The organism is Alteromonas sp. ABH2_165 (assembly GCF_056159945.1).
Genome location: NZ_JBSWWF010000006.1, coordinates 341614 through 361620 on the forward strand (window position 1 = coordinate 341614; position 20007 = coordinate 361620).

The window sequence follows — 20007 nt, forward strand, 5'->3', positions numbered from 1 at the left end:
CCAACCCTATCTGATCTTTGAAAAATCAGGCAAAAGTTGCTTTTAACAATATGAAGTCAGCTGTGGACAAACAAATCATAAAAAGGCAGCGCAAAGACAAGCGCCTGAAAGTCACCGTGACGCTGTTCGGCGCTCTGGTGCTTTTCACATTGGTGTTGTTAATTTCTCACCTGATTTCCCAGGCATTGCCGCTGGCGATGTCGCCGTCGTTATCGGAAGTGTCCTCGCCCGAATTTAATGAAGCCCAGAAAAGTCAGGGGTTGTCGGTACTGTCTGCCGGTGATCTTATGGAAGGTCAGCCACTGCTAACGCGAACAGAGGATTGTCGGGTTCGCATGCTGAATCTGAATAAGGCCGAATCGGGGTTTGCGTCGTTTCACGATTACATTCGGCCTTGCGACCACAGTACGGCAGTGGTCAGTGAAAAAGAACAACATTATATTGCTGACATCTCTGGTTCTGGCCAGGTGAGGGTGGTGGATGTGCAGTCTATCGCCATGACACAGTCGCCATTGCTCACCGGCGCTGAGCCGAAAGCTTTGGGCGCGGGCTTAATTAGTTTTGCGTTGCCCGAAGCGGTATGGCTGGCGAAGCAGTCCTGGCAGGTTTATCCGGGCGAACGCTGGATTGTGGCGAAGGTTGTCACCGACTCTCAAACGTTCGTTCGCTGGGTTAATCGGGCGAATCCTACCCGCATTATCGATTTCTCTTTCTCGCCCCGTGCCATGGTATTGCCACTGCCAGGCGCGGCATTAACGTTAACGTTTGAAAAAGGGTTACTTACCCAGCAGCCGCTAAGTGGCGTTGCCAACGATTCGCTCACCCAAGAAAGTATAGTGTGGTGGCAAAGCCTGCCTAAAGATCGCACGCTACTAACAGCATCAGACAATGGCCTGCTCACCCGTTGGATTTTACGCAACAACAACGGGCAAATGACGTTTTACCCTACCTGGACCATTCCCTTCGACGACTATCAAACGCCCGTCGATGTGAGTGTGCATGCCACGTCGGATGCTTTGGCAGTATTAACCTCTGCCAGTAAGTTAGTACTTATGAACCGGGTAACCGGAGAGGTTGTGAGTGCCACTAGCCTTGAGGTGCCGCGCAGTTCATTGAGTTGGTATGGACGTCGTTTATATCTGGCATCAGAAACTGGCGTTAGTATTCAGAAAGTAAACTGGCTAAGTGGCGTGACTACCTGGGCCTCGTTATTCCAGCCACAGGAGTACGAAGGCTATCAACAAGCCGATACCGTATGGCAAACCACCAGTGGTTCCGACTATCAGGAAACGAAATACAGTCTGGTGCCGTTACTCATTGGTAGTCTTAAAGCGTCGGTTCTGGCGTTAATGATTGCCATACCGGTGGCAGTTGGGGCGGCCATTTACTCGGCCTACTTCTCTGAAGCACGGTTGCGCCATTGGCTTAAACCTGCGCTGGAGATGTTAGAAGCCGTGCCTTCTGTACTCATTGGTTTTGTGGCTGCCATCTGGTTGGCGCCCATGGCAGAGCGGGTGCTGTTTTCTTTTGGTTTCTTTTTAATAGTTGTGCCGGTGATTTTGTTTGTCGCCGCGTTGTTTCAGTATCGTATCGCTAGAAAGTTCCCACCGGTAATGCGCCGGGGCACCGAGCTCATTGTGCTACCCTTGCTACTGCTCGCCTTGGGTTACGTGAGTATGCAGTGGGCGCCAGACTGGATATTTACTCTAACCGGTGTGGATTCCCTCACTGCGCTGTCTACTTCGTCTGAAACCCCCATTGGCAAAACCACCATCGTGGTGGCACTAGCACTAGGGGTGGCGATTTCTCCCACCATTTACTCGTTAGCAGAAGATGCCATCAGTGGCGTACCGGATTATCTGAAACATGCCTCGTTTGCACTGGGCGCAACCCGGTTACAAACGCTGCATCACGTGGTACTCAAAATGGCTATGCCGGGCATTCTCGCGGCCATTATGTTGGGCTTCGGCCGGGCGTTTGGCGAAACCATGATTGTGCTTATGGTTACCGGCAATACGCCCATCTCCGACTGGCACCTTCTTGAAGGTTTGCGGGCACTTACTGCCAACCTGGCCATTGAACTGCCAGAGACCGACGTAAACAGTGTGCACTATCAAATTTTGTTTTTTACCGCTTGTATTCTGTTTGGATTTACCTTTGTGGTAAACACGCTGGCAGAGTTATTACGCCAACGTCTCAGAGTGAACGCCCGTCATGATTAAAGCCAAGATTGAAGCCATCATGAACCCGGCGCAGCGGCAGTCGTTCGTCATCAGCTTTACGGCGTTTCTGTCAACCTTATTGTTGTTAGCGCTGGTGTCGGTGCTGGCACTGATCATTTACCGCGGTGTGGCTTATTTCTGGCCTGCGCCGGTGTATTCGTTAACCTTTGTGGATGACCAGACTGAGCAGGCGAAAGCCGTTTATGCACGGGTATTCAGCGAATTTCATGATCAGGGCGACGCTGTACGGTTAGTGGTGTACTCAAGCAGTGATGCGCCACACGGTACACAAGCCCTCATCGATGAAGACCGTATTCTTACGCTGGTAGAGTCGGTAAACGGCGCCGATATTACCTTGAATGATGGATTGTCTGTGCTGGGTGTTCCTGTACAAATTCGCGCTTCAGACAATGTTCGATACTCTGAGCAGGCCTATGTGTCGGTTGCCGAGAAGGTAAACAGTATAGAGCAGCAAATAGAAGATATCCGCACCCGTTGGCTAAGTGCTATTCACCAGAAGTTGTCTGAACTGGACGTGCGTGGTGTAGCCATGGATGCTCCGGCCAGAGAAAAGCTCAACGATGCGTTCAGGCAATGGCAGAACAAAATCATTCAACTGGAAAATCAGCGCGACAATTACACCCTTAAAATCGCCATGGCTGATGGCACAACTCTGTCGGTACCGGTGGCCAGCATTGAAGAGATTGTGTTTCCCGGACAACTTGGTGTGTGGGGGAAAGTTGGCGTAACGTTCGGTCACATCGGGCAGTTTCTTATTCAGTCGCCCAAGCAGGCCAATACCGCGGGCGGTGTATTTCCCGCTTTGTTTGGTACGGTGATGATGGTATTTATCATGACCATTATCGTTACACCGTTTGGCGTGCTCGCTGCGGTTTACCTGAATGAATACGCGCCTGACAACCTGCTTACCGCCATTATTCGTATTAGCGTGTCGAACATGGCCGGCGTGCCTTCCATTGTTTACGGCGTATTTGGTCTGGGTTTCTTTGTGTATGTGGTGGGCGGCAATATTGATGCGCTATTTTTTGCCGATACGCTGCCTGCACCAACCTTAGGTACACCGGGATTATTCTGGGCTGCCATGACCATGGCTATTCTCACGCTTCCCGTTGTGATTGTTGCCACCGAAGAAGGTTTGCGGCGGGTGCCGAATGGGTTACGGGCAGGCAGTTATGCGCTCGGGGCGACGAAAGCAGAAACCATTTTGCACACCGTACTGCCCATGGCCTCTCCGGGCATTATGACAGGTGTAATTCTGGCAATTGCACGTGCCGCGGGTGAAGTGGCCCCGCTCATGCTGGTGGGCGCAGTGAAATTTGCGCCGAACCTGCCGTTAGACTCCGAGTTTCCTTACATGCACCTCGACCGACAGTTTATGCACTTAGGTGTACTGATTTATGATGGCGCGTTCCACAGTCAAACCGATGCGGAAGGGGCATCTATGATGTTTGCTACCTGCTTATTGTTGCTGCTGGTGGTATTGGTGCTTAATATTCTGGCTGTGCTGCTGCGGGCGCGGCTGCGTAAACGTTATCTCACAAACTGAGAATTTTATGCTGAAGCTATTTGAACACGAAACGCTGGATGTACAGAACCTCAGTGAAGAGGAAACGGCTATCCGGGTTGAACAACTTAACCTGCAGTTCGGGCAAAAGCACGTGCTTCACAATATCAGTATGCGAATACCGAAAAATCGCATCACTTCGCTGATTGGCCAAAGTGGTTGTGGTAAATCTACTTTGATTAGCTGCTTCAATCGCATGAACGATCTGGCCCCCGATTGCCGTTACGATGGCAGTATTTTCATTGGTGGCCGCGATATTAACCGCCGCAAAGAAAATGTGTCGCAGCTGCGTACCCAGGTAGGCATGGTGTTTCAGCGACCAAATCCTTTTCCTATGAGCATTTACGACAACGTGTGTTATGGCCTTCGCCTGCAAGGCATTCGGGTGCGCCGGTATCTGGATGACGCCGTAGAGCAATCGCTGAAAGATGCGGCACTGTGGGAAGAAGTCAAAGATCGGTTATTTGAATCTGCGCACATTCTTTCTGGTGGTCAGCAGCAGCGTTTGGTTATTGCCCGGGCGTTGGCGCTGAAACCCGACATATTGCTGCTCGATGAGCCCACTTCTGCCCTCGACCCCTTAACCACCTTGTTTATTGAAGAGCTCATGGCGAGCCTGAAAAAGCGGTGTACCATTGTGATTGTTACCCATAACATGCAACAGGCGGCGCGGGTGTCTGACTACACGGCATTTTTACATCAGGGCAAACTGATTGAGTACGCCGACAGTGACACCTTGTTCACGATGCCGGAACATAAACAAACCGAAGATTACATTACTGGTCGCTACGGCTAACAGGAGGCGCATATGGTTCGTCAGGTTGCTCTAAACACGCATATTTCCGGCAAGTTCAATACCGAACTCGAGAATTTGCGTAATTCTGTGCTTACCATGGGCGGAGAAGTTGAACTTCAACTTGTCGATACCTTAAAAGCCATTCAACAGAACAACGCAGGCCTTGCTGAGAAAGTCATTCTTAACGATCTCAAAATTAATAACATGGAAATGCAAATCGACGAAGAGTGCTTGCGGATCATTGCCAAGCGTCACCCTACAGCGTCTGATCTTCGCTTAGTGATGATGGTGTCGAAGGCGATCACCGATATCGAGCGCATGGGCGATGAAATTGAACGTATTGCCCGCCTGGTGACGAAAAATAAGCTGCCCGCTTCTGAAACCATCAAAAGCAGCATGTTGCTCATTGGTGAGCGGGTAGTGCAGATGATGCGTGGTACGTTTGATGCGCTAGCCCGGCAAGATGAAAACTCAGCGCTGGAAGTATACGACCAAGACAACCGTATCGATGCGGAATATAAAAAACTGCTTAAATATACCACCGAAGAAATGCAAAAGAGTACCGATGACATGCAAGACTGGTTGGAAGTACTTTGGGCACTGCGCTCATTAGAGCGGATCGGCGATCGTTGCAAGAATATTTGCGAATATGTGGTGTATTTGTCTCGCGGTACCGACGTGCGACATGCGCCTTTAGAGAACATGCAACAGAAATTAAAGCATCTTAGTTAGGCCTGGTTGTCACAAAAATGAAATATTTGCTTTAATAATAGTCGGACCCGTCGGGATTCTTTGCGATTTGTCTAATTCCGGCAAAATTACACTATTGCATCGGGTTCAGTTACGTTATCATGCGCCGCAGCCAAATTAGAAACGTTTAAAAAACAACCTATGACAGATAACTTACCGCTAGCGCCTGTTGTAAATTTCCCGAGTGGAAATATCACAATCAATCCTCAGCGCCCTTTGGCGTTTTCCTGCGTAGCAAGCAAATAATATCCAGGAGCGAAACCTGTGGAACTTCTGCAAAGTTATGGCATGACGCTTATCATTCTGGCCGCTGTGGTCGGATTCGTTATGGCGTGGGGCATCGGTGCCAATGACGTCGCCAACGCAATGGGAACCTCAGTAGGGTCCAAAGCGCTGACGATCAAACAAGCTATTATTATCGCGATGATATTTGAATTCGCTGGCGCCTATTTGGCGGGGGGCGAAGTAACAAGTACCATCCGTAAAGGCATTATCGACGCAACCTATTTCTCTGAGCGGCCAGATTATCTGGTACTTGGGATGATTGCGTCTTTGCTGGCCGCTGGTATCTGGCTGGGATTAGCGTCCTGGTTAGGTTGGCCGGTATCAACTACCCATTCCATCATCGGCGCTATCATTGGCTTTACTGCCACTGGCGTAAGTATGGATGCCGTTGAGTGGAGCAAAGTCGGTGGTATTGTGGGAAGCTGGGTTATTACGCCTGCTATCTCCGGTATTATTGCCTATCTGATCTTCGTCAGTGCACATAAACTGATTTTCGATACGGCAACACCGTTTAAAAATGCCAAACGTTACGTGCCTTTCTACATGGGTCTGGCCGGTTTCGTTATGTCGCTGGTTACCATCAAGAAGGGCTTGAAACACGTGGGTCTCACGTTCTCGCCTGAAATGGGTTACATCCTGGCGGTGGTGATTGCCATTATTCTGGGTGGTATTGGCCGTTACGCCATTTCTCGCATGAAGTTTTCTGAGAACCAGAGTGCCGATATTCAAAGCGCCAATATTGAAAAAGTGTTCGCCATGCTCATGGTGGTAACCGCTTGCTGTATGGCTTTTGCTCACGGTTCAAACGATGTTGCCAATGCGATTGGTCCGTTGGCAGCGGTAGTAAGCGTAGTGAGTTCTGGCGGCGCTATTAACTCTAGTTCTGAACTGGCTCCTTGGATCTTACCATTAGGCGGTTTAGGTATTGTTGCGGGTCTGGCTTTATTCGGCCACCGGGTGATTAAAACCATCGGTCAGGGTATTACCCATCTTACGCCAAGCCGGGGTTTTGCCGCAGAACTGGCAGCAGCTTGTACGGTTGTTATTGCTTCGGGAACGGGATTACCTATTTCAACCACGCAAACGCTGGTGGGTGCGGTACTGGGTGTTGGTCTGGCGCGTGGTGTTTCGGCCCTGAATCTGGGCATTGTACGTAACATTGTGGTGTCGTGGATTGTGACCCTGCCTGCAGGTGCGATTCTGGCAATCGTATTCTTCTTCTGCCTGAAAGCGGCGTTTGGTGTTGCCTAAGTAAGTAAATAGGCAAGCGAACAAAAGCAAGTACATAGAAACAAAAAGGCCGGTTACCCGCAAAGGTAACCGGCCTTTTTCTATAGAAGTGGTTAAACCGGTGATGTAAATCCCTGTGGTTTAAGGCCGTACAATGCGCACTCAACCTGCTCAAGGGTTTCTTCAGCCGTGCCGCCCATGATGTAACCCGGCACGCCTAGCCGAGATAGCGTACCCATAACCAGCGTAGTGGCGCCGCAGGCGTTTGCAGTGTTAGCTATTTCCCGACGAGGATAACCACGTACCAGATGAACCTGTGGCTTCAACTCGCTGCCTTCACTGTCTTTTACTTCCAGGGCCAGTACACCCAGTAAGCGGTCAATTTCTTCCTGCCGTTCCTGACGGATAGCATTGAGGTCTTGCTGGGCAGCATCTTCATTCACACTGATGAATCCCTGACGCAGAATATTTTCAGGCACACCATCGTAAACATGCACGATATGCAGCGACGCGTTTTCCAGTGCAGCAAGTTGCCAGGCGTGGAAAAGAATATCGAATGCCAGTTGTTTACGCAGAGACACTTCATGCTCAGGATAGTGATAATTCACATCGATGGCTGCAACAACCTGCTTGTCTTTTTTCAACTCATCGGCCTGCATTATCCATACAGGGCAAGGGCACTTTCTCAGCAGATGCTTATCGTCGCTGCTGGTAATGTAGCCCGACGCTTCGTTTTCGTTCTGCTTTATAACCAGGTCGTGGTTGTTGTTGGTAACATGATGGATGATATCGATAAACCGATCGCCAATGGTAACGACGGTTTTTACCGGATATTGCTGCGACCAGGTCGCAGCTTTTTCGTCGAGCCAGTCCTGCGCGGTTTGATTTATTGACGACTGGGACTCCAGATACTCAAACGACTGCATGATCATACGCGCATTCGGGGGCAACGACTCCATTGCCAACATTACCGTAAGCTTTGCCTGATATTTCTGGGCAATGTTCATTGCGCGTTGGACGAGGCCATCTTGTCCGTGCGTATCGTGTAACACACAAAGTATGTTGCGAATGTTTTCCTTCATGGGTACCTCGTATTAAACAAAATAGCTCGCCGTTGCTTCACTTTACTCAGTATAGTTTTTCTGTGGCTGAACCGTCGTGCCGTTTCATGACATTTCAGTGAATTTGCCAAAGCGCGATGGCAATAAAATATTGCAGCGGTTAAAATTTGAACTATTCGGTGAATGCTATTAAAGTAAATCAAACGCTAATTCTACCCACAGGATAATTCTGATGAAAGGATTCTTAAATGTTTTACCCGTTGTATTAGCTGTAGGTTGTTCTTTTGCTGTAGTGAGTGCGCAGGCCACAACTATTTCCTCCGGCTTAGGCATTAACACCACCACCCGCATTTGCCCATACGCCACGAATGAAATGGAGTGTATCGCCCAGTCTTACGACCCGTATCCGAATGAGATCATTGCAGAAGAAGTGGTCGTAAATAACGCCACGTTTGTGGCTTTAGAGTCATATTCAAGCTGGGCTACCGCCAGTCTCGACCCGGACCTATTCTTCCTGCCAGAAGTCCATTTCTATGCTGAAGGCGATTTACAGGAACGCGCTTCCTCAAACGTGGCTGCGTATCAGCAATTTGAATGGACAGGCGCGAGTGATACGCTCACCTTTACCACGTCTTTCGATTTTACAATGTCGGCGGGCGAGTGGGATGGAGATACCGACAGCTATTTCTTTTCCAACCTGGTGTTATTCGAAACGTTAGAGAGCCACATTGGCTTTGCGCCGCAGTGGTCCAACGAACTCGGTGCAGCAATGTATCATTCTGACGACTACGCCATTGGCAGCGGCGAGCTGGTTGAAGAATCACTCTCTCTTTCTTTAACAGTGAATCCTGGCGACACCTTCTATGTGCTGGCGATTGTGCAGGGCGGTGGAATGAACGGGGGCTGGGTAGATTCCAGCAACAGCTTGCTAAGTAGCGTTAGTGCAGCAAATACGCCGTTTGAAGCACTGTCGCAAAGCTTACAAGCGGTGACGGCAGTGCAGGTGCATGAGCCTGGCACATTCGGCATGTTCATGGCAGTCAGCTTGATTCTGGTTATCCGTCGAATGAACAAATAACAATTACTTTGTAAGGGCTACTGCGTAAATAACGGATGACTTATGTTATCAATATGGTAGATTAGAAGTGTGTTTTCTAATCTATTTTTTTATTTATGAAGTGGCCTAACCTTAAACATTTGCATTATTTGGTAACCCTCCATCAGGAGCAGCATTTTCACCGTGCTGCTCAACGTTGTAATGTGAGTCAGTCTACGTTAAGTACTGCAATTCAGAATCTGGAAGAGCATTTCGGTAGCCAACTACTTGAGCGCGAACACAAAACCTTTGTATTCACCTCGTTGGGGCTGGAAGTAGTCGCCAGAAGTAAAATCCTGCTTCAGGAAGCGGGAGAGTTGGTAGAATTTGCGCAGAATGCTGGGAACTGGGAAAAAGGGAAACTCAAACTCGGCGTTATTCCAACCATCGCCCCGTTCATGTTTGAGGGTATGATTGGCGCATTTAAAGCCTTTTTACCTGACATAACGTTAGAACTTCAGGAAGATACCACGCAAAACCTGCTGCAGCAGCTTTCCGACGGGCAACTGGATTTACTTATTCTGGCGCTTCCCATGGATACGCCGGGTTGTAAACAAATGGTTCTGGGCCAAGATCCCTTCCACTTAGTCGCCCATGAAAATTTAGCGGGTTCGTTACCCGATCCCTTCGATATCACTACGTTACCCAACAACAGTATCTTTCTGCTGCAGCAAGAGCACTGTATGACGGGCCATGCGGTGAGTGCGTGTAACCTGCAACACAGTGAACAGGTAAGTAGCCTGGCTGCCAGCAGTTTGTACACGCTGGTTCAGCTAGCGAACAGTAAGTTGGGATATACGTTTTTGCCAGAACTGTCGTTGAATCAAAACATCATTCGCAACACCGAACTGAAAGCGTTGCCTGCGGAAGATAATGCCTATCGGGAAATTGGATTGGTGTGGCGTTCTGGCACTACCCGTATGCGTCTTTTCCGTCGTATTGGTGAAGTGCTGTCGCCGTTGTTACCCATCCCAACGCTGAAATAGCTTTTAAGCAATACTTCGTGGTTGGCATGAAATAGTTGTTAATGAAGTGTGTTATCCATCGCTACTGTTCAGCGCGAAAAGATTACACACTTCATTATACTTTAGTAGGCATTTTTATCGCTAAAACCACCGACTACTGTCTTTAAAATGATCTTGAGATCAAAGCCGACAGACCAGCGGTGCATGTAATCCAGGTCGTATTCAACCCGTTTTGCCATTTTATCTAGCGTATCCGTTTCGCCACGCAAACCGTTCACCTGCGCCCAGCCTGTAATGCCCGGACGAATTTTGTGACGCAGCATATAACCGGTGATCAACTTACGGTATTCCTCGTTATGCGCAACCGCATGGGGGCGAGGGCCAACAATCGACATTCTACCTTGCAACACATTGATAAATTGCGGTAATTCATCTAGTGAAGTACGGCGTAAGAACGCGCCAAGACGGGTTACCCTAGGGTCGTTCTTGGTCGCTTGCTTCACAACGTTACCGTTATCTTGGGTGGACATAGAGCGGAACTTATAAACAGTAATTTCCTTACCATCCAGGCCGTAACGTTTCTGACGGAAAATAGCCGGGCCAGGCGATGTTAGTTTTACCGCCGCTGCAATGCACAGCATGGGAACGGCTAAGACAGTAAGAATACCGGTACCTACCACGATATCTTCTATACGTTTCAGTACGTTATCTGCACCTTGGAACGGGGTGTCGTATACACTCAATGCCTGGGCGTTGCCCACACTCTGCCAACGTGAATTCAACAGCGTGTACATAAAGAAATTCGGGATCAAATACACATTTGCGGTGGTATCACTGCACTTTTCCAGAATCGTCTTAATACGGTCTTCTGCACTGGTAGGCAGCGCAATATAGATGTAATCGATTTGATGGGCTTTCGCTAACGCAATAGCTTGATCAATATTACCTTTTATCTGATCAGAGAAGTTTTCCGCTACACGGTCGCGTGGACGATCGTCATACACACCGTGGAAATGAATACCCAATTGGTCGTTATTCATCATCTGCACAGCCATGTTGTATCCTACATCGTTTGCACCGATGATAATGGCAGAACGGGCGTTTAAGCCGCTGCGACGCACTTTAAACAGGATCTGACGCAGCACTAAACGCCAGCTTGTAAGACCCACTAACGCCGAACCAAACCAAACGCCTGTCGCAGTTGTAGTCAGCGGCAGTGCATGGGCGAATGCGAAGGCGAAAATAAGGGTAGCCCCAAAACTAATGATGCCGCCAATCGCTGCGGTTTTCATTAGCGCGCTGGTGTGGCTTGAACGCCAAGAACGGTATAAATCAAGGGCTTCCGCGGAAACCTGAAAAGCGACTACACTAATAAATAACAGAATCAGTGTACCTGTGGTTACAGGTACAGCGTAATAGAACATGGTCGCGTAAAAACACAGCGTAATAACAGACAGATCTACCAATCTGTATACCGTTGAAAAGCTGCTTTGATACGAGCTTGAAATACCACTGCGCTCATCGTTCACCCTAAGGGCGTTGCTATTCAGCGTCTGACTTTGCAGTAAATTGAATTTCATTTTTTCGTCTCTCCGAAGTGTGACGTGCCTGTTTATCAATGGGTTACAGGTAACTGCACGGCTATGGCAATTTGTACGTCACAAAATTTAACCGTTTCCTGAAATAGGTAATGCAGATCCCGTTCCAGTTTTTTTCAGTATTGAAAGAGGTGAAATGTAAAAGTTTTTGGAAGTGTCATTCGCTGGCATACAAATCGCATAGTCAGCATTTCAAACATTCGATCGATGCTTTCCTGCACGGTCATGAAATTGAATTTTTCGGGAGAACATATGTTTAAAAGGACTTCAGTTGCTATCGCCATTTCCTTTTGTTGTACACACGCCGTATCTGCTCAGGAAGAGGGGACTATTCAGGTTGGAAAGTTCGATTTGAAACCTGTTCTCACCACTGATTTCCTCAATATCGACAACGTGACTTATGCCAGCGACGCTGAACAAGAAATTAGTAGCTGGGTGGGAATCGTCTCTCCAGAATTAAATGCGTATACCGAATTCAACGGACATAAAGTGAGTATGGGCTATCGCCTTGAGCGCGGAGAGTATTTCTCCAGTGAAGCCGATAACTACACAGACCATTTCGCCAACGTAAAAGGCGACTTTGAAATTAATGACCGTAACAGATTAAAAGGCACGCTACGCTACGAAGATGGCCATGATGAACGTGGTCGTCGTTATTCAAACGGCTTCGGTAACGAGTTAACCAGTGTAGACACCTACAAAGAAACGGGCGCTTCTGCGGTTTATTCTTACGGCGCGTTATCCGCTTTTGGCCGTCTGGATTTGTCGGTCGGTTATGAAAATATCGACTATGACAACAACGAAGAAGTGTATCTTATTCGAGACAGAGACCGTATGAAGTACAACGCGCAGTTCTTGTATCGTCTGTGGGAAGGTACCAATTTAGTGATTGATGCCCGCCGTGACGAAATTGAATATGACTATGATGCGAATCCAGAAAGTCCTCTCGACAGTGACGAAAACAGTATTTTGGCTGGTTTAAGTTGGGACTTCGACGAAGTTACACAAAGTTTTGCGAAAATAGGCTATAAAGAGAAGACGTTCGATGCACCTTCTCGCGACGACTTCAACGGCTTAGCGTGGGAAGTGGGCGTTCGATATCTGCCGTTTACTTACTCCCAGTTTACTCTAAGCACTAAACAGGATACGCGGGAGACCAACAGTGAAGCCGACTACATCCGTAGCACAGATTACCTGGTAAGTTGGAAGCACGATTGGTTACAACGTTTTTCTACTACTGCATCGCTGGCATTTATGAACGATGATTACGAAGGCGACGTAGAAGATTTAAGACAAGATGATACAACCAAACTCACACTGGCCGCCGATTATGAATTCCGCCGCTGGTTAACCTTCGGGTTGTATTATTCGATGAGTGAACGTGACAGTAACCGCGAATTCATCGAGTACGACAGAAATATTTACGGACTAACAGCAAGGGTAACGCTTTAATGAATGCAATTGCAAAAAGGACATTTGCCGCCTTTATTCTGCTAATGACAGCTTTTATGGTTCAGGCGCAGGAAGGTAATGCCAGTATGAGTTCATATCGACTGGGGGTAGGAGACAAAGTTGCCATTACTGTTTTTGGTCAAAGCGACCTGTCCATGGAAACCCGTCTGCCGGATGTGGGCATCATCAATTACCCCTTTCTTGGCGAGCTCAAGCTTGTCGGGCTCACACTCTCTGAAGTAGAAAAGCTGATTTATAACGGGCTGGAAGGGGATTACCTGGTTAATCCTTCTGTTGCCGTGTCTATTGTTGAATATCGTCCTTTCTTTATTGATGGCGAGGTGAAGAACCCCGGCGGTTATCCCTATCAGCCAGGATTGTCTGTGAATAAGGCTGCGGCGCTGGCGGGCGGTTACACCGAGCGGGCGTCTCGCTCAGATATTCAAATTGTTCGCGAACGCAATGGCGAGCAGCAAACCATTGAAGTGAATGTGAGCCATCTGATTCAGCCTGGCGACATCATTACTATTCCACAACGTTTTTTCTAGAAACCGTGTCTGTGCAATCCCAACCTGTTTGGGGCATGAAATTTTGAACTTAAAGGATCTTATATGTCGTTGAAAATGAAGGACTCGCTTCAGACAAGTATTCTGGACGATGAAACCATCGACTTTGCACACTACTGGCAGGTGTTTAAACGCTATTTTGGTCGTATCTTGTTGTTAGCCATACTGTTTACGGTATTGGTTGGTCTTATTGTGATGCGCATGACCCCGATTTACTCCGCTACGGCCAGTCTGCTCATTGAATCGCAGCCGGCCAACGTTATGTCTATCGAAGAGGTGTATAAATCAGACACCACGCGCAAAGATTACATGCGTACCCAATACCAAATTATTCAGTCTCGCCAAGTGGCGGCCCGTGCCGTTGATGAACTCGATTTGGCGAATGATCCTGTTTTTATGCCGCCTTCAGATGGCGAAAAGTCAGTTATTACGCAAGCGAAGAACTTCGTTATGGATAACCTGCCGTTCATCGAGAAAACGGAAAAAATACCGTTAAGCGAAGAAGAGCGGATGGAGAAGCGTCGACAAGCTGCTATTAATAAGCTAATGAAATCCATTGATGTTTCTTTGGTAGAAAATACCCAGGTTATCAATATTACGGCTACCAGCGACTCGCCTCGTTTGGCGGCTGCCATCGCCACCACCATGGGCGATGTGTATGTAGAAAATTACCTGTCAGCTAAAGTAGAAATGACCACCAAAGCCACTTCTTTCTTAACGGAAAGTATGGATGGCCTGCGTGACAAGCTGCAAACCGCTGAGCGGGACTTGTCTCAATTCTACGAGAAGAATCAGTTAGTCAATCTGAGTAATGGCGTGGTCGGTCTAGCTGCCGAAGAATTGGAGCAGTTGAGTGATCAGCTGTTAAAAGCGCAAACGACACTGAAACAAAACCGTACTATTTACGAGCAAACGCAAAGGAATGGTGCTGATTACAGTGCTTTGGCGCGACTGCCAGAAGTGCTGAACCACGCAAATATTCAAAGCGTGCGCCGTCAGGAAGCGGAAGCCATGAGCCGGGTGTCTGAGCTGAGTAAAGTATTCGGACCTAAACACCCGCAAATGATCGCCGCGAATGCTGAACTCACCTCGGTTCGCGATACCTTGCAAACGCAAATTCGCGATTTGATTTCAAGTATTACTACGCAATATCGTGCCTCACAGGAACGTGTTGCTACGCTGCAAACCGAAGTGTCAAACGCGAAATCTGAGTACCGTAAGCTGTCGAATCTTGAAAACACCCGTCGCGCATTGCAGCGCGAAGTTGATATTAACCAGCAACTTTATAACTCAATGTTTACCCGCTTGAAAGAAACCAGCGAAATGGGTGGCTTTGAGTCGGCCAATGCCCGGGTGCTTGATCCTGCACCGGTGCCGAATAATCCTACTGCACCGAATAAGACTTTGCTGATTGTGGCAGCCTTTGTTGCCAGCTTCGGATTCGGCGTTCTGCTGGCCTTCGTGTTAGAAGCAATGAATAGCGGTGTGCGTTCTGTCGATGATGTGGAGAAAAAACTGGGGCAGCGCATGCTGGGCCTCATTCCACTTATCCACGTTAAACGCCGTCAGGACATGGATTTGCGTGCATTCTTCGACAACAAATTCCACCAGTTCAGTGAGTCGGTAAGAACGCTGCGAACCAGTTTGTCGCTGATTAACCTAGACCGTCAGAATCAGGCCATTCTCGTCACGTCGTCTGTGCCTAAAGAAGGTAAAACCACCGTTTCGGTAAACCTTTCTTTTGCGTTAGGTCAGTTAGACAAAACCATTCTAATTGATGCGGACTTACGTCGTCCGGTTGTGGGCAAACGTTTCAACGTACCCAATTATCAGCCTGGATTGTCTAATCTGATCATGAAAACTCACTCGCTGCGAGAGTGTGTGGTGCACGATGAGCAATCTGGCATCGACATAATTTGTGCGGGCAGTATTCCATCTAACCCACAAGAATTATTAGATGGTGACGGATTTAAAGCCCTAATCAACCATCTTAAGAAAGAATACAAGTATGTGGTTGTGGATACCGCGCCAACACAGGCGGTATCAGATGCTATGGTGGTATCGAAAAGCTGTGACTCGGTGATTTACGTAGTCCGCGCTGACAGTACCAGCGAGAAGATGATCAAGAACGGACTAGGCCGCTTCTTACAAGTAGGACACCGCGTAGATGGCGTGGTATTGAACCAGGTTGACCTGAGAAAGTCTGACGTTTCGCAACGCTATGGTGGTTTCTACGACCAGTACGGTTACAATACAAACTAAGATGAGTAACAAGGGTGTAGTATTGTGATCGACGTACATAGTCACATTATTCCGGGCATCGATGACGGTGCCCGCACAATGGAAATGGCACTGGATATGGCCAGGCAGGCCGTTGAGGCAGGGGTTACCCACCTTGTCTGTACGCCTCATATACATTGGGGAACGTTCGACAATACCCAGGAAAATATTGAAGCGGGCTTTCAGGAATTGAAAGCGGCTGTGGCAGAGCAGGGTATTCCGTTGTCTTTGTCCTGGGCAGGGGAAGTCCGGGTAAACGAAATGGTGCCTGTTTGGTTCAAGCAGTCAAAATTGCCGTACCTTGGTACCCATAAAGGGAAACAGGTTTTGCTGCTGGAAATGCCGCACAGTAATATGCCCGCCGGTTTAGATCAGCTCTTTCGATGGTTACACAATGAAGGCGTTCAACCATTAATTCCTCACCCGGAACGAAATCGGGACGTGTGGAAGCGCCCGGAGAAAATTCAATGGTTGCGCAATCAAGGTTGCTTACTTCAGGTAACGGCAGGGGCCTTTATCGGCCGTTTTGGTGAGCACGTAGAAGAGCTGGCCATGAACATGTTGCAAGAAAATCAAATTGATATGGTTGCCTCAGATATGCACGACACGAAACGCAGACCCAATGATATGGGGGCTGCCTACAAGGTCGTGTGTGAGCACGCTTCTGAAGACGTGGCGAACAGATTGTTCAAGACGAATCCCGCTGCCATTGTGGGTGTTGACCTTTAAATACGCAAAAACTCGTCGCATCATTAAATCATTAGAGCCCGCTTTTTGGCGGGCTCTGACTTTTTAAAATACGTTTTGTTTGAACCAACTCCAAATTCCTAAAGAGAAGTCTTCAAACAAATTAATACCCAGCGCAGATTTAATCAGATATAAAACTAACAACCCAAACAAGGTGCAAAAGGTAACAAACAGCGCCAGCATTAGGGCCATCGTTGCTCGGCCGAGATGTTCTTCCAGTCTCGATAACTCTCGACGGTTTTTACCTGCCAGTATGACAAAGTAGAAACTTGAACGCCAAATATTTACCGTGCCGCGTAAATCAAGTTTGTGTCTGGCCCAGCTTCTTCCGCCTATGGCTTTGTTTAGCGCAATCAATTGTTCTTCGGAAAAGGATTCAGCAACGTCTTCCGGCATTTTATTTAAAAGGCGTTTCATCAGTAGCGATTGATGAACGGGGTGAGATTCTTGAGACAAAACTAGCCATTCCGTAATTAATGGGTGCTAAACATCAGCACAATAGAAAACATGTCTATACTAAACAGGTTCGATATGTTGTTACACGACTTTTGAAACAATTTCTCCTACATGGGTAATTGTTGCTAAGTGGCTACACAGAAATGTCCTACCAGCCCGCAGTTTTAGCCAAAAGTCTAAAGAACCTTTTTTATTTTCCATTCGGATTGTGCATAGCTCGTAGTAGAAAAATACCAAGAACTTTAAATTAAGTTTATCAATATCAGTGGTTTAGGTTCCTGTTTTTAGTTTGCTCCTGTGGCTAAGTACCTCGTATGGTTTCCTTTTTCTTTTTCTGAGCAAAACGCTTAACGATTTGGCACAAATGGTGAATATGTCCTTCACAAAGGATCTTTCTCACTCGCTAAAACGGTCAAGGAAAATACCATGGCAAAGCCGGCAACTGACATCGCTTTTATCATCAACTCGCTTGAAGGGGGTGGTGCGGAGCGTGTTATGAGTAAACTGCTGGCAATTATGGAAGCGGATTTCTTGTCTGCGGGCTACCGTGTTCATCTTATTTTGCTGGATAACCTGCCAGAACAGCAACAAGTACCGGCCTATGTGAATAAAGTGGTGTTAGACACTAACGGTAGCCTTTACGCGGGTTACAAAGCGCTGAAAAATGTTTTGTTTTCAGTAAAGCCAGATATCTGCGTATCGTTTCTTACTCGCGCGAATATGCTTAATGTGGCTTTAGCCAAGCGCTTTGGTCATCAGGCAATTATTAGTGAACGTGTGAACACCAGCAGCCACTTGTCAGGTGGCTTGAAAGATCTCATTTCTAAAATTCTGGTACGTGCGAGCTATCCTTCAGCAGACTTAATTATTGCAGTCAGCGAGGGGGTAAAAGCCGATCTGGTAGAAAACTTCGGCGTGTCTGCCAGCAACGTACAAACCGTGTATAACCCTTATGACATTAACGCCATTAATGCGTTAGCTGCTGAACCGGTTTCCGATTTACCGGCAAAGCCTTACATCATTGGTACTGGCAGATTAGTTAAAAACAAGAATTTTGATTTAATGCTGAAGGCTGTCGCGGCGTCTAACATCGATCACGATATCGTGATCTTAGGACAAGGCGATGAAAAGGCGGCGTTGCTGACGCGCGCTGCAGAGCTAGGATTAGAAAATCGCCTTCACCTTAAAGGGTTTAAGTCGAACCCGTATCCATATATTAAAAACGCAGACTTTTTTGTTTCTACCTCAAACGCAGAAGGTTTCCCCAACGCCATCGCGGAAGCGATGTGCTTAGGCAAAGCGGTGGTTGCAACGAACTGCGAATCTGGTCCGGCAGAAATTCTCACCGGTGAATACCCGTATTCTGTTCAAGGTTTCGAAGCGCAAGCTCACGGCTGTCTTTGCGAAGTGAACAGCGTAAGCGGCGTTGCCGACGCACTGAATTATATGGCGGCGGAAACTAACCGTAAAAAGTACGCCGACCGCAGTCAAAAGCGTGCTGCTACCTTTTCTAATGAAGTGTTTCGTCAACGCATTCGCGGTGCCTTGGGGCTGAATATTACCCAACTGGAGCAAAAGTATGTTTCTGGTTGTTAAGGTTCTTTTCAGCGCCATCAGTGCATGGCTGGTATGGCATACCGTTCGCCAGAACTGTAATAAGTATCTGGCTTTCGTTGTAGCGGCAGTATGGCTGCGCTTTTTCCTGTCTGCATTTCACAACATTACTTACGAACCGCTGGTGGCTGGCTTTTCGATTAATGCGTTGGCGTCCATAGGTATCGCAGCAACCGGCGTATTGATGTTACCACCAAAGGTTTTTCAACTACGGGTACTGTTACCGGTATACGCATTTTTCGCGGCAATTATCGCCAGTGGAATCATTAACGGTGGTGTAGTTGGGCTTATAAACGTGGCTGTGAAATGGTTATTTTTCATGGTGCTTGCGTGCTCCATGTTTATGGCTATTCGCAAAACCAATAAAAATTATGTGCTAAGAAAATTGCTTGTTAGCTTTTTTCTGCCAGTGTCTCTGGCGCTGATGTCGGTGCTGCTCGGCGAGGTGAAGGCAACAGAAGCGGATGGTTCAACCAGCTATATTGGTGGATATAACCACGAAGCCGCATTCTCGATGATTATCGCTGGCTACATTTTGGTGGTGGGTTTACTTTCGCCCGGTGCTATCCGCTATCGTGGCCCATTATTTATGCTGGGCTGCGTGTTACTTATCCTTGTGAATTACCGTACGTCAGTACTGGCTATTTTACCTTTGGCCGCTATTTTTGCGTACACCGCCATGCAGAGCAAAATTCCTCATCGATACAGAGGCGTATTTTTCATTGCTGCGTTCTTCGGTATGAGCATGCTGTTTCTGCTTGCCAGTTACACCATGCAAGACCGCTTTGCCGACGTATTCGTATTTTTAACCAGTATCGACGACCTGATTAAAGCACCGTTCTATTACTCAGAAGCCGAGAAAGACATTTTCTCTGCTCGCGTTTATCTGTGGAGCATGTACCTGTACCAATACGCGAACGGTTCTTTAATTCATCAACTGGTGGGGTGGGGCCCTGAGTCCTGGTCGGGCGTGTTCCCGAAATATGCCCATAACACCTATGTATCGTTTTTGTATGAGTATGGCTTTGTGGGCCTGCTCACGTTTCTGTGCGCTGCAGGCAGCTTTGTCCTGCAGGCATTCAAAATTAAGAACAAGCAATTTGCCTTTACGCTTTGTTCTTCAATGGTGGGCTTTTTGATTATGAATTTCGCCACCATGCCTCTTTGGAATATCGAGGGGCTTATTTTATTTGCCATTTTAGTTGGCAACGCCATCGGACCGGTGAAATTACCTCGCAACGAGTGGTTTGCAGCACCAGCCTTAGAGTCTCGTCTGGCGAATTGATTTGAAGCTCAGGTCTCGC

16 protein-coding genes are annotated in these 20007 nt (G+C 47.8%); 13 read left to right on the forward strand and 3 right to left on the reverse strand.

Annotated features, from left to right (window positions below; translation table 11 throughout):
• Positions 1–62: 62 nt before the first annotated feature.
• The 5 genes from ACXAFQ_RS13930 (at position 63) to ACXAFQ_RS13950 (ending at position 6889) form a co-directional block, all read left to right on the forward strand.
• Positions 63–2222 carry an ABC transporter permease subunit gene (locus tag ACXAFQ_RS13930; RefSeq protein ID WP_474823502.1) on the forward strand — a complete coding sequence of 720 codons (2160 nt, stop codon included), beginning with the start codon at positions 63–65 and terminating at the stop codon, positions 2220–2222.
• Positions 2215–3789, forward strand: a complete 1575-nt coding sequence (gene pstA / locus ACXAFQ_RS13935; RefSeq protein WP_474823506.1) for a phosphate ABC transporter permease PstA — start codon at positions 2215–2217, stop codon at positions 3787–3789. Before ACXAFQ_RS13930 ends, pstA begins: the two co-directional genes overlap by 8 nt.
• A 7-nt stretch (positions 3790–3796) precedes the next feature.
• Complete coding sequence (pstB, locus tag ACXAFQ_RS13940; RefSeq protein ID WP_474823510.1) at positions 3797–4603, forward strand: phosphate ABC transporter ATP-binding protein PstB; 807 nt, start codon at positions 3797–3799, stop codon at positions 4601–4603.
• A gap of 12 nt (positions 4604–4615) precedes the next feature.
• A complete protein-coding gene (phoU, locus tag ACXAFQ_RS13945) occupies positions 4616–5335 on the forward strand; it encodes a phosphate signaling complex protein PhoU (RefSeq protein WP_474823515.1) in 720 nt (239 codons plus the stop codon).
• 282 nt (positions 5336–5617) lie between these two features.
• Positions 5618–6889 (forward strand): inorganic phosphate transporter, encoded by a 1272-nt coding sequence (locus ACXAFQ_RS13950; RefSeq protein WP_070127491.1) that lies wholly within the window; start codon positions 5618–5620, stop codon positions 6887–6889.
• A 92-nt stretch (positions 6890–6981) separates the two neighbouring features.
• Here the strand turns inward: ACXAFQ_RS13950 and ACXAFQ_RS13955 are convergent, their stop codons facing one another.
• Positions 6982–7950 carry a universal stress protein gene (locus ACXAFQ_RS13955; protein WP_474823522.1) on the reverse strand — a complete coding sequence of 323 codons (969 nt, stop codon included), beginning with the start codon at positions 7948–7950 and terminating at the stop codon, positions 6982–6984.
• Between the two features lie 211 nt (positions 7951–8161).
• Between ACXAFQ_RS13955 and ACXAFQ_RS13960 the strand changes: the two genes are divergently transcribed.
• Both ACXAFQ_RS13960 and ACXAFQ_RS13965 read left to right on the forward strand, forming a co-directional pair.
• A complete protein-coding gene (locus tag ACXAFQ_RS13960; RefSeq protein WP_474823524.1) occupies positions 8162–9007 on the forward strand; it encodes a hypothetical protein in 846 nt (281 codons plus the stop codon).
• A 95-nt stretch (positions 9008–9102) separates the two neighbouring features.
• Positions 9103–10011 carry a LysR substrate-binding domain-containing protein gene (locus tag ACXAFQ_RS13965; protein ID WP_474823529.1) on the forward strand — a complete coding sequence of 303 codons (909 nt, stop codon included), beginning with the start codon at positions 9103–9105 and terminating at the stop codon, positions 10009–10011.
• Between the two features lie 101 nt (positions 10012–10112).
• Here the strand turns inward: ACXAFQ_RS13965 and ACXAFQ_RS13970 are convergent, their stop codons facing one another.
• Positions 10113–11570 carry an undecaprenyl-phosphate glucose phosphotransferase gene (locus ACXAFQ_RS13970; protein ID WP_474823535.1) on the reverse strand — a complete coding sequence of 486 codons (1458 nt, stop codon included), beginning with the start codon at positions 11568–11570 and terminating at the stop codon, positions 10113–10115.
• A gap of 270 nt (positions 11571–11840) precedes the next feature.
• On the opposite strand from ACXAFQ_RS13970, the gene ACXAFQ_RS13975 reads away from it, so the two are divergent.
• The 4 genes from ACXAFQ_RS13975 to ACXAFQ_RS13990 all read left to right on the forward strand — a co-directional run bounded on the left by ACXAFQ_RS13975 (position 11841) and on the right by ACXAFQ_RS13990 (position 16615).
• Positions 11841–13040 carry an outer membrane beta-barrel protein gene (locus tag ACXAFQ_RS13975; protein WP_474823539.1) on the forward strand — a complete coding sequence of 400 codons (1200 nt, stop codon included), beginning with the start codon at positions 11841–11843 and terminating at the stop codon, positions 13038–13040.
• 44 nt (positions 13041–13084) lie between these two features.
• The gene (locus tag ACXAFQ_RS13980; protein WP_474823654.1) at positions 13085–13588 is read left to right on the forward strand and encodes a polysaccharide biosynthesis/export family protein; all 504 of its coding nucleotides are present in this window, start codon (positions 13085–13087) and stop codon (positions 13586–13588) included.
• Positions 13589–13651: 63 nt separating this feature from the next.
• On the forward strand, positions 13652–15868 hold the full coding sequence (locus tag ACXAFQ_RS13985) for a GumC family protein (RefSeq protein WP_474823543.1): 2217 nt from the start codon (positions 13652–13654) through the stop codon (positions 15866–15868).
• Between the two features lie 24 nt (positions 15869–15892).
• Positions 15893–16615, forward strand: a complete 723-nt coding sequence (locus ACXAFQ_RS13990) for a tyrosine-protein phosphatase (protein WP_474823547.1) — start codon at positions 15893–15895, stop codon at positions 16613–16615.
• A gap of 63 nt (positions 16616–16678) precedes the next feature.
• On the opposite strand, the gene ACXAFQ_RS13995 is transcribed toward ACXAFQ_RS13990, so the two are convergent.
• Complete coding sequence (locus ACXAFQ_RS13995; protein WP_474823551.1) at positions 16679–17089, reverse strand: 3-phosphoshikimate 1-carboxyvinyltransferase; 411 nt, start codon at positions 17087–17089, stop codon at positions 16679–16681.
• 426 nt (positions 17090–17515) lie between these two features.
• On the opposite strand from ACXAFQ_RS13995, the gene ACXAFQ_RS14000 reads away from it, so the two are divergent.
• Positions 17516–18685, forward strand: coding sequence for a glycosyltransferase (locus ACXAFQ_RS14000; RefSeq protein WP_474823555.1), 1170 nt, complete (start codon positions 17516–17518; stop codon positions 18683–18685).
• Positions 18669–19988 (forward strand): O-antigen ligase family protein, encoded by a 1320-nt coding sequence (locus ACXAFQ_RS14005; RefSeq protein WP_474823560.1) that lies wholly within the window; start codon positions 18669–18671, stop codon positions 19986–19988. Before ACXAFQ_RS14000 ends, ACXAFQ_RS14005 begins: the two co-directional genes overlap by 17 nt.
• Positions 19989–20007 lie beyond the last annotated feature (19 nt).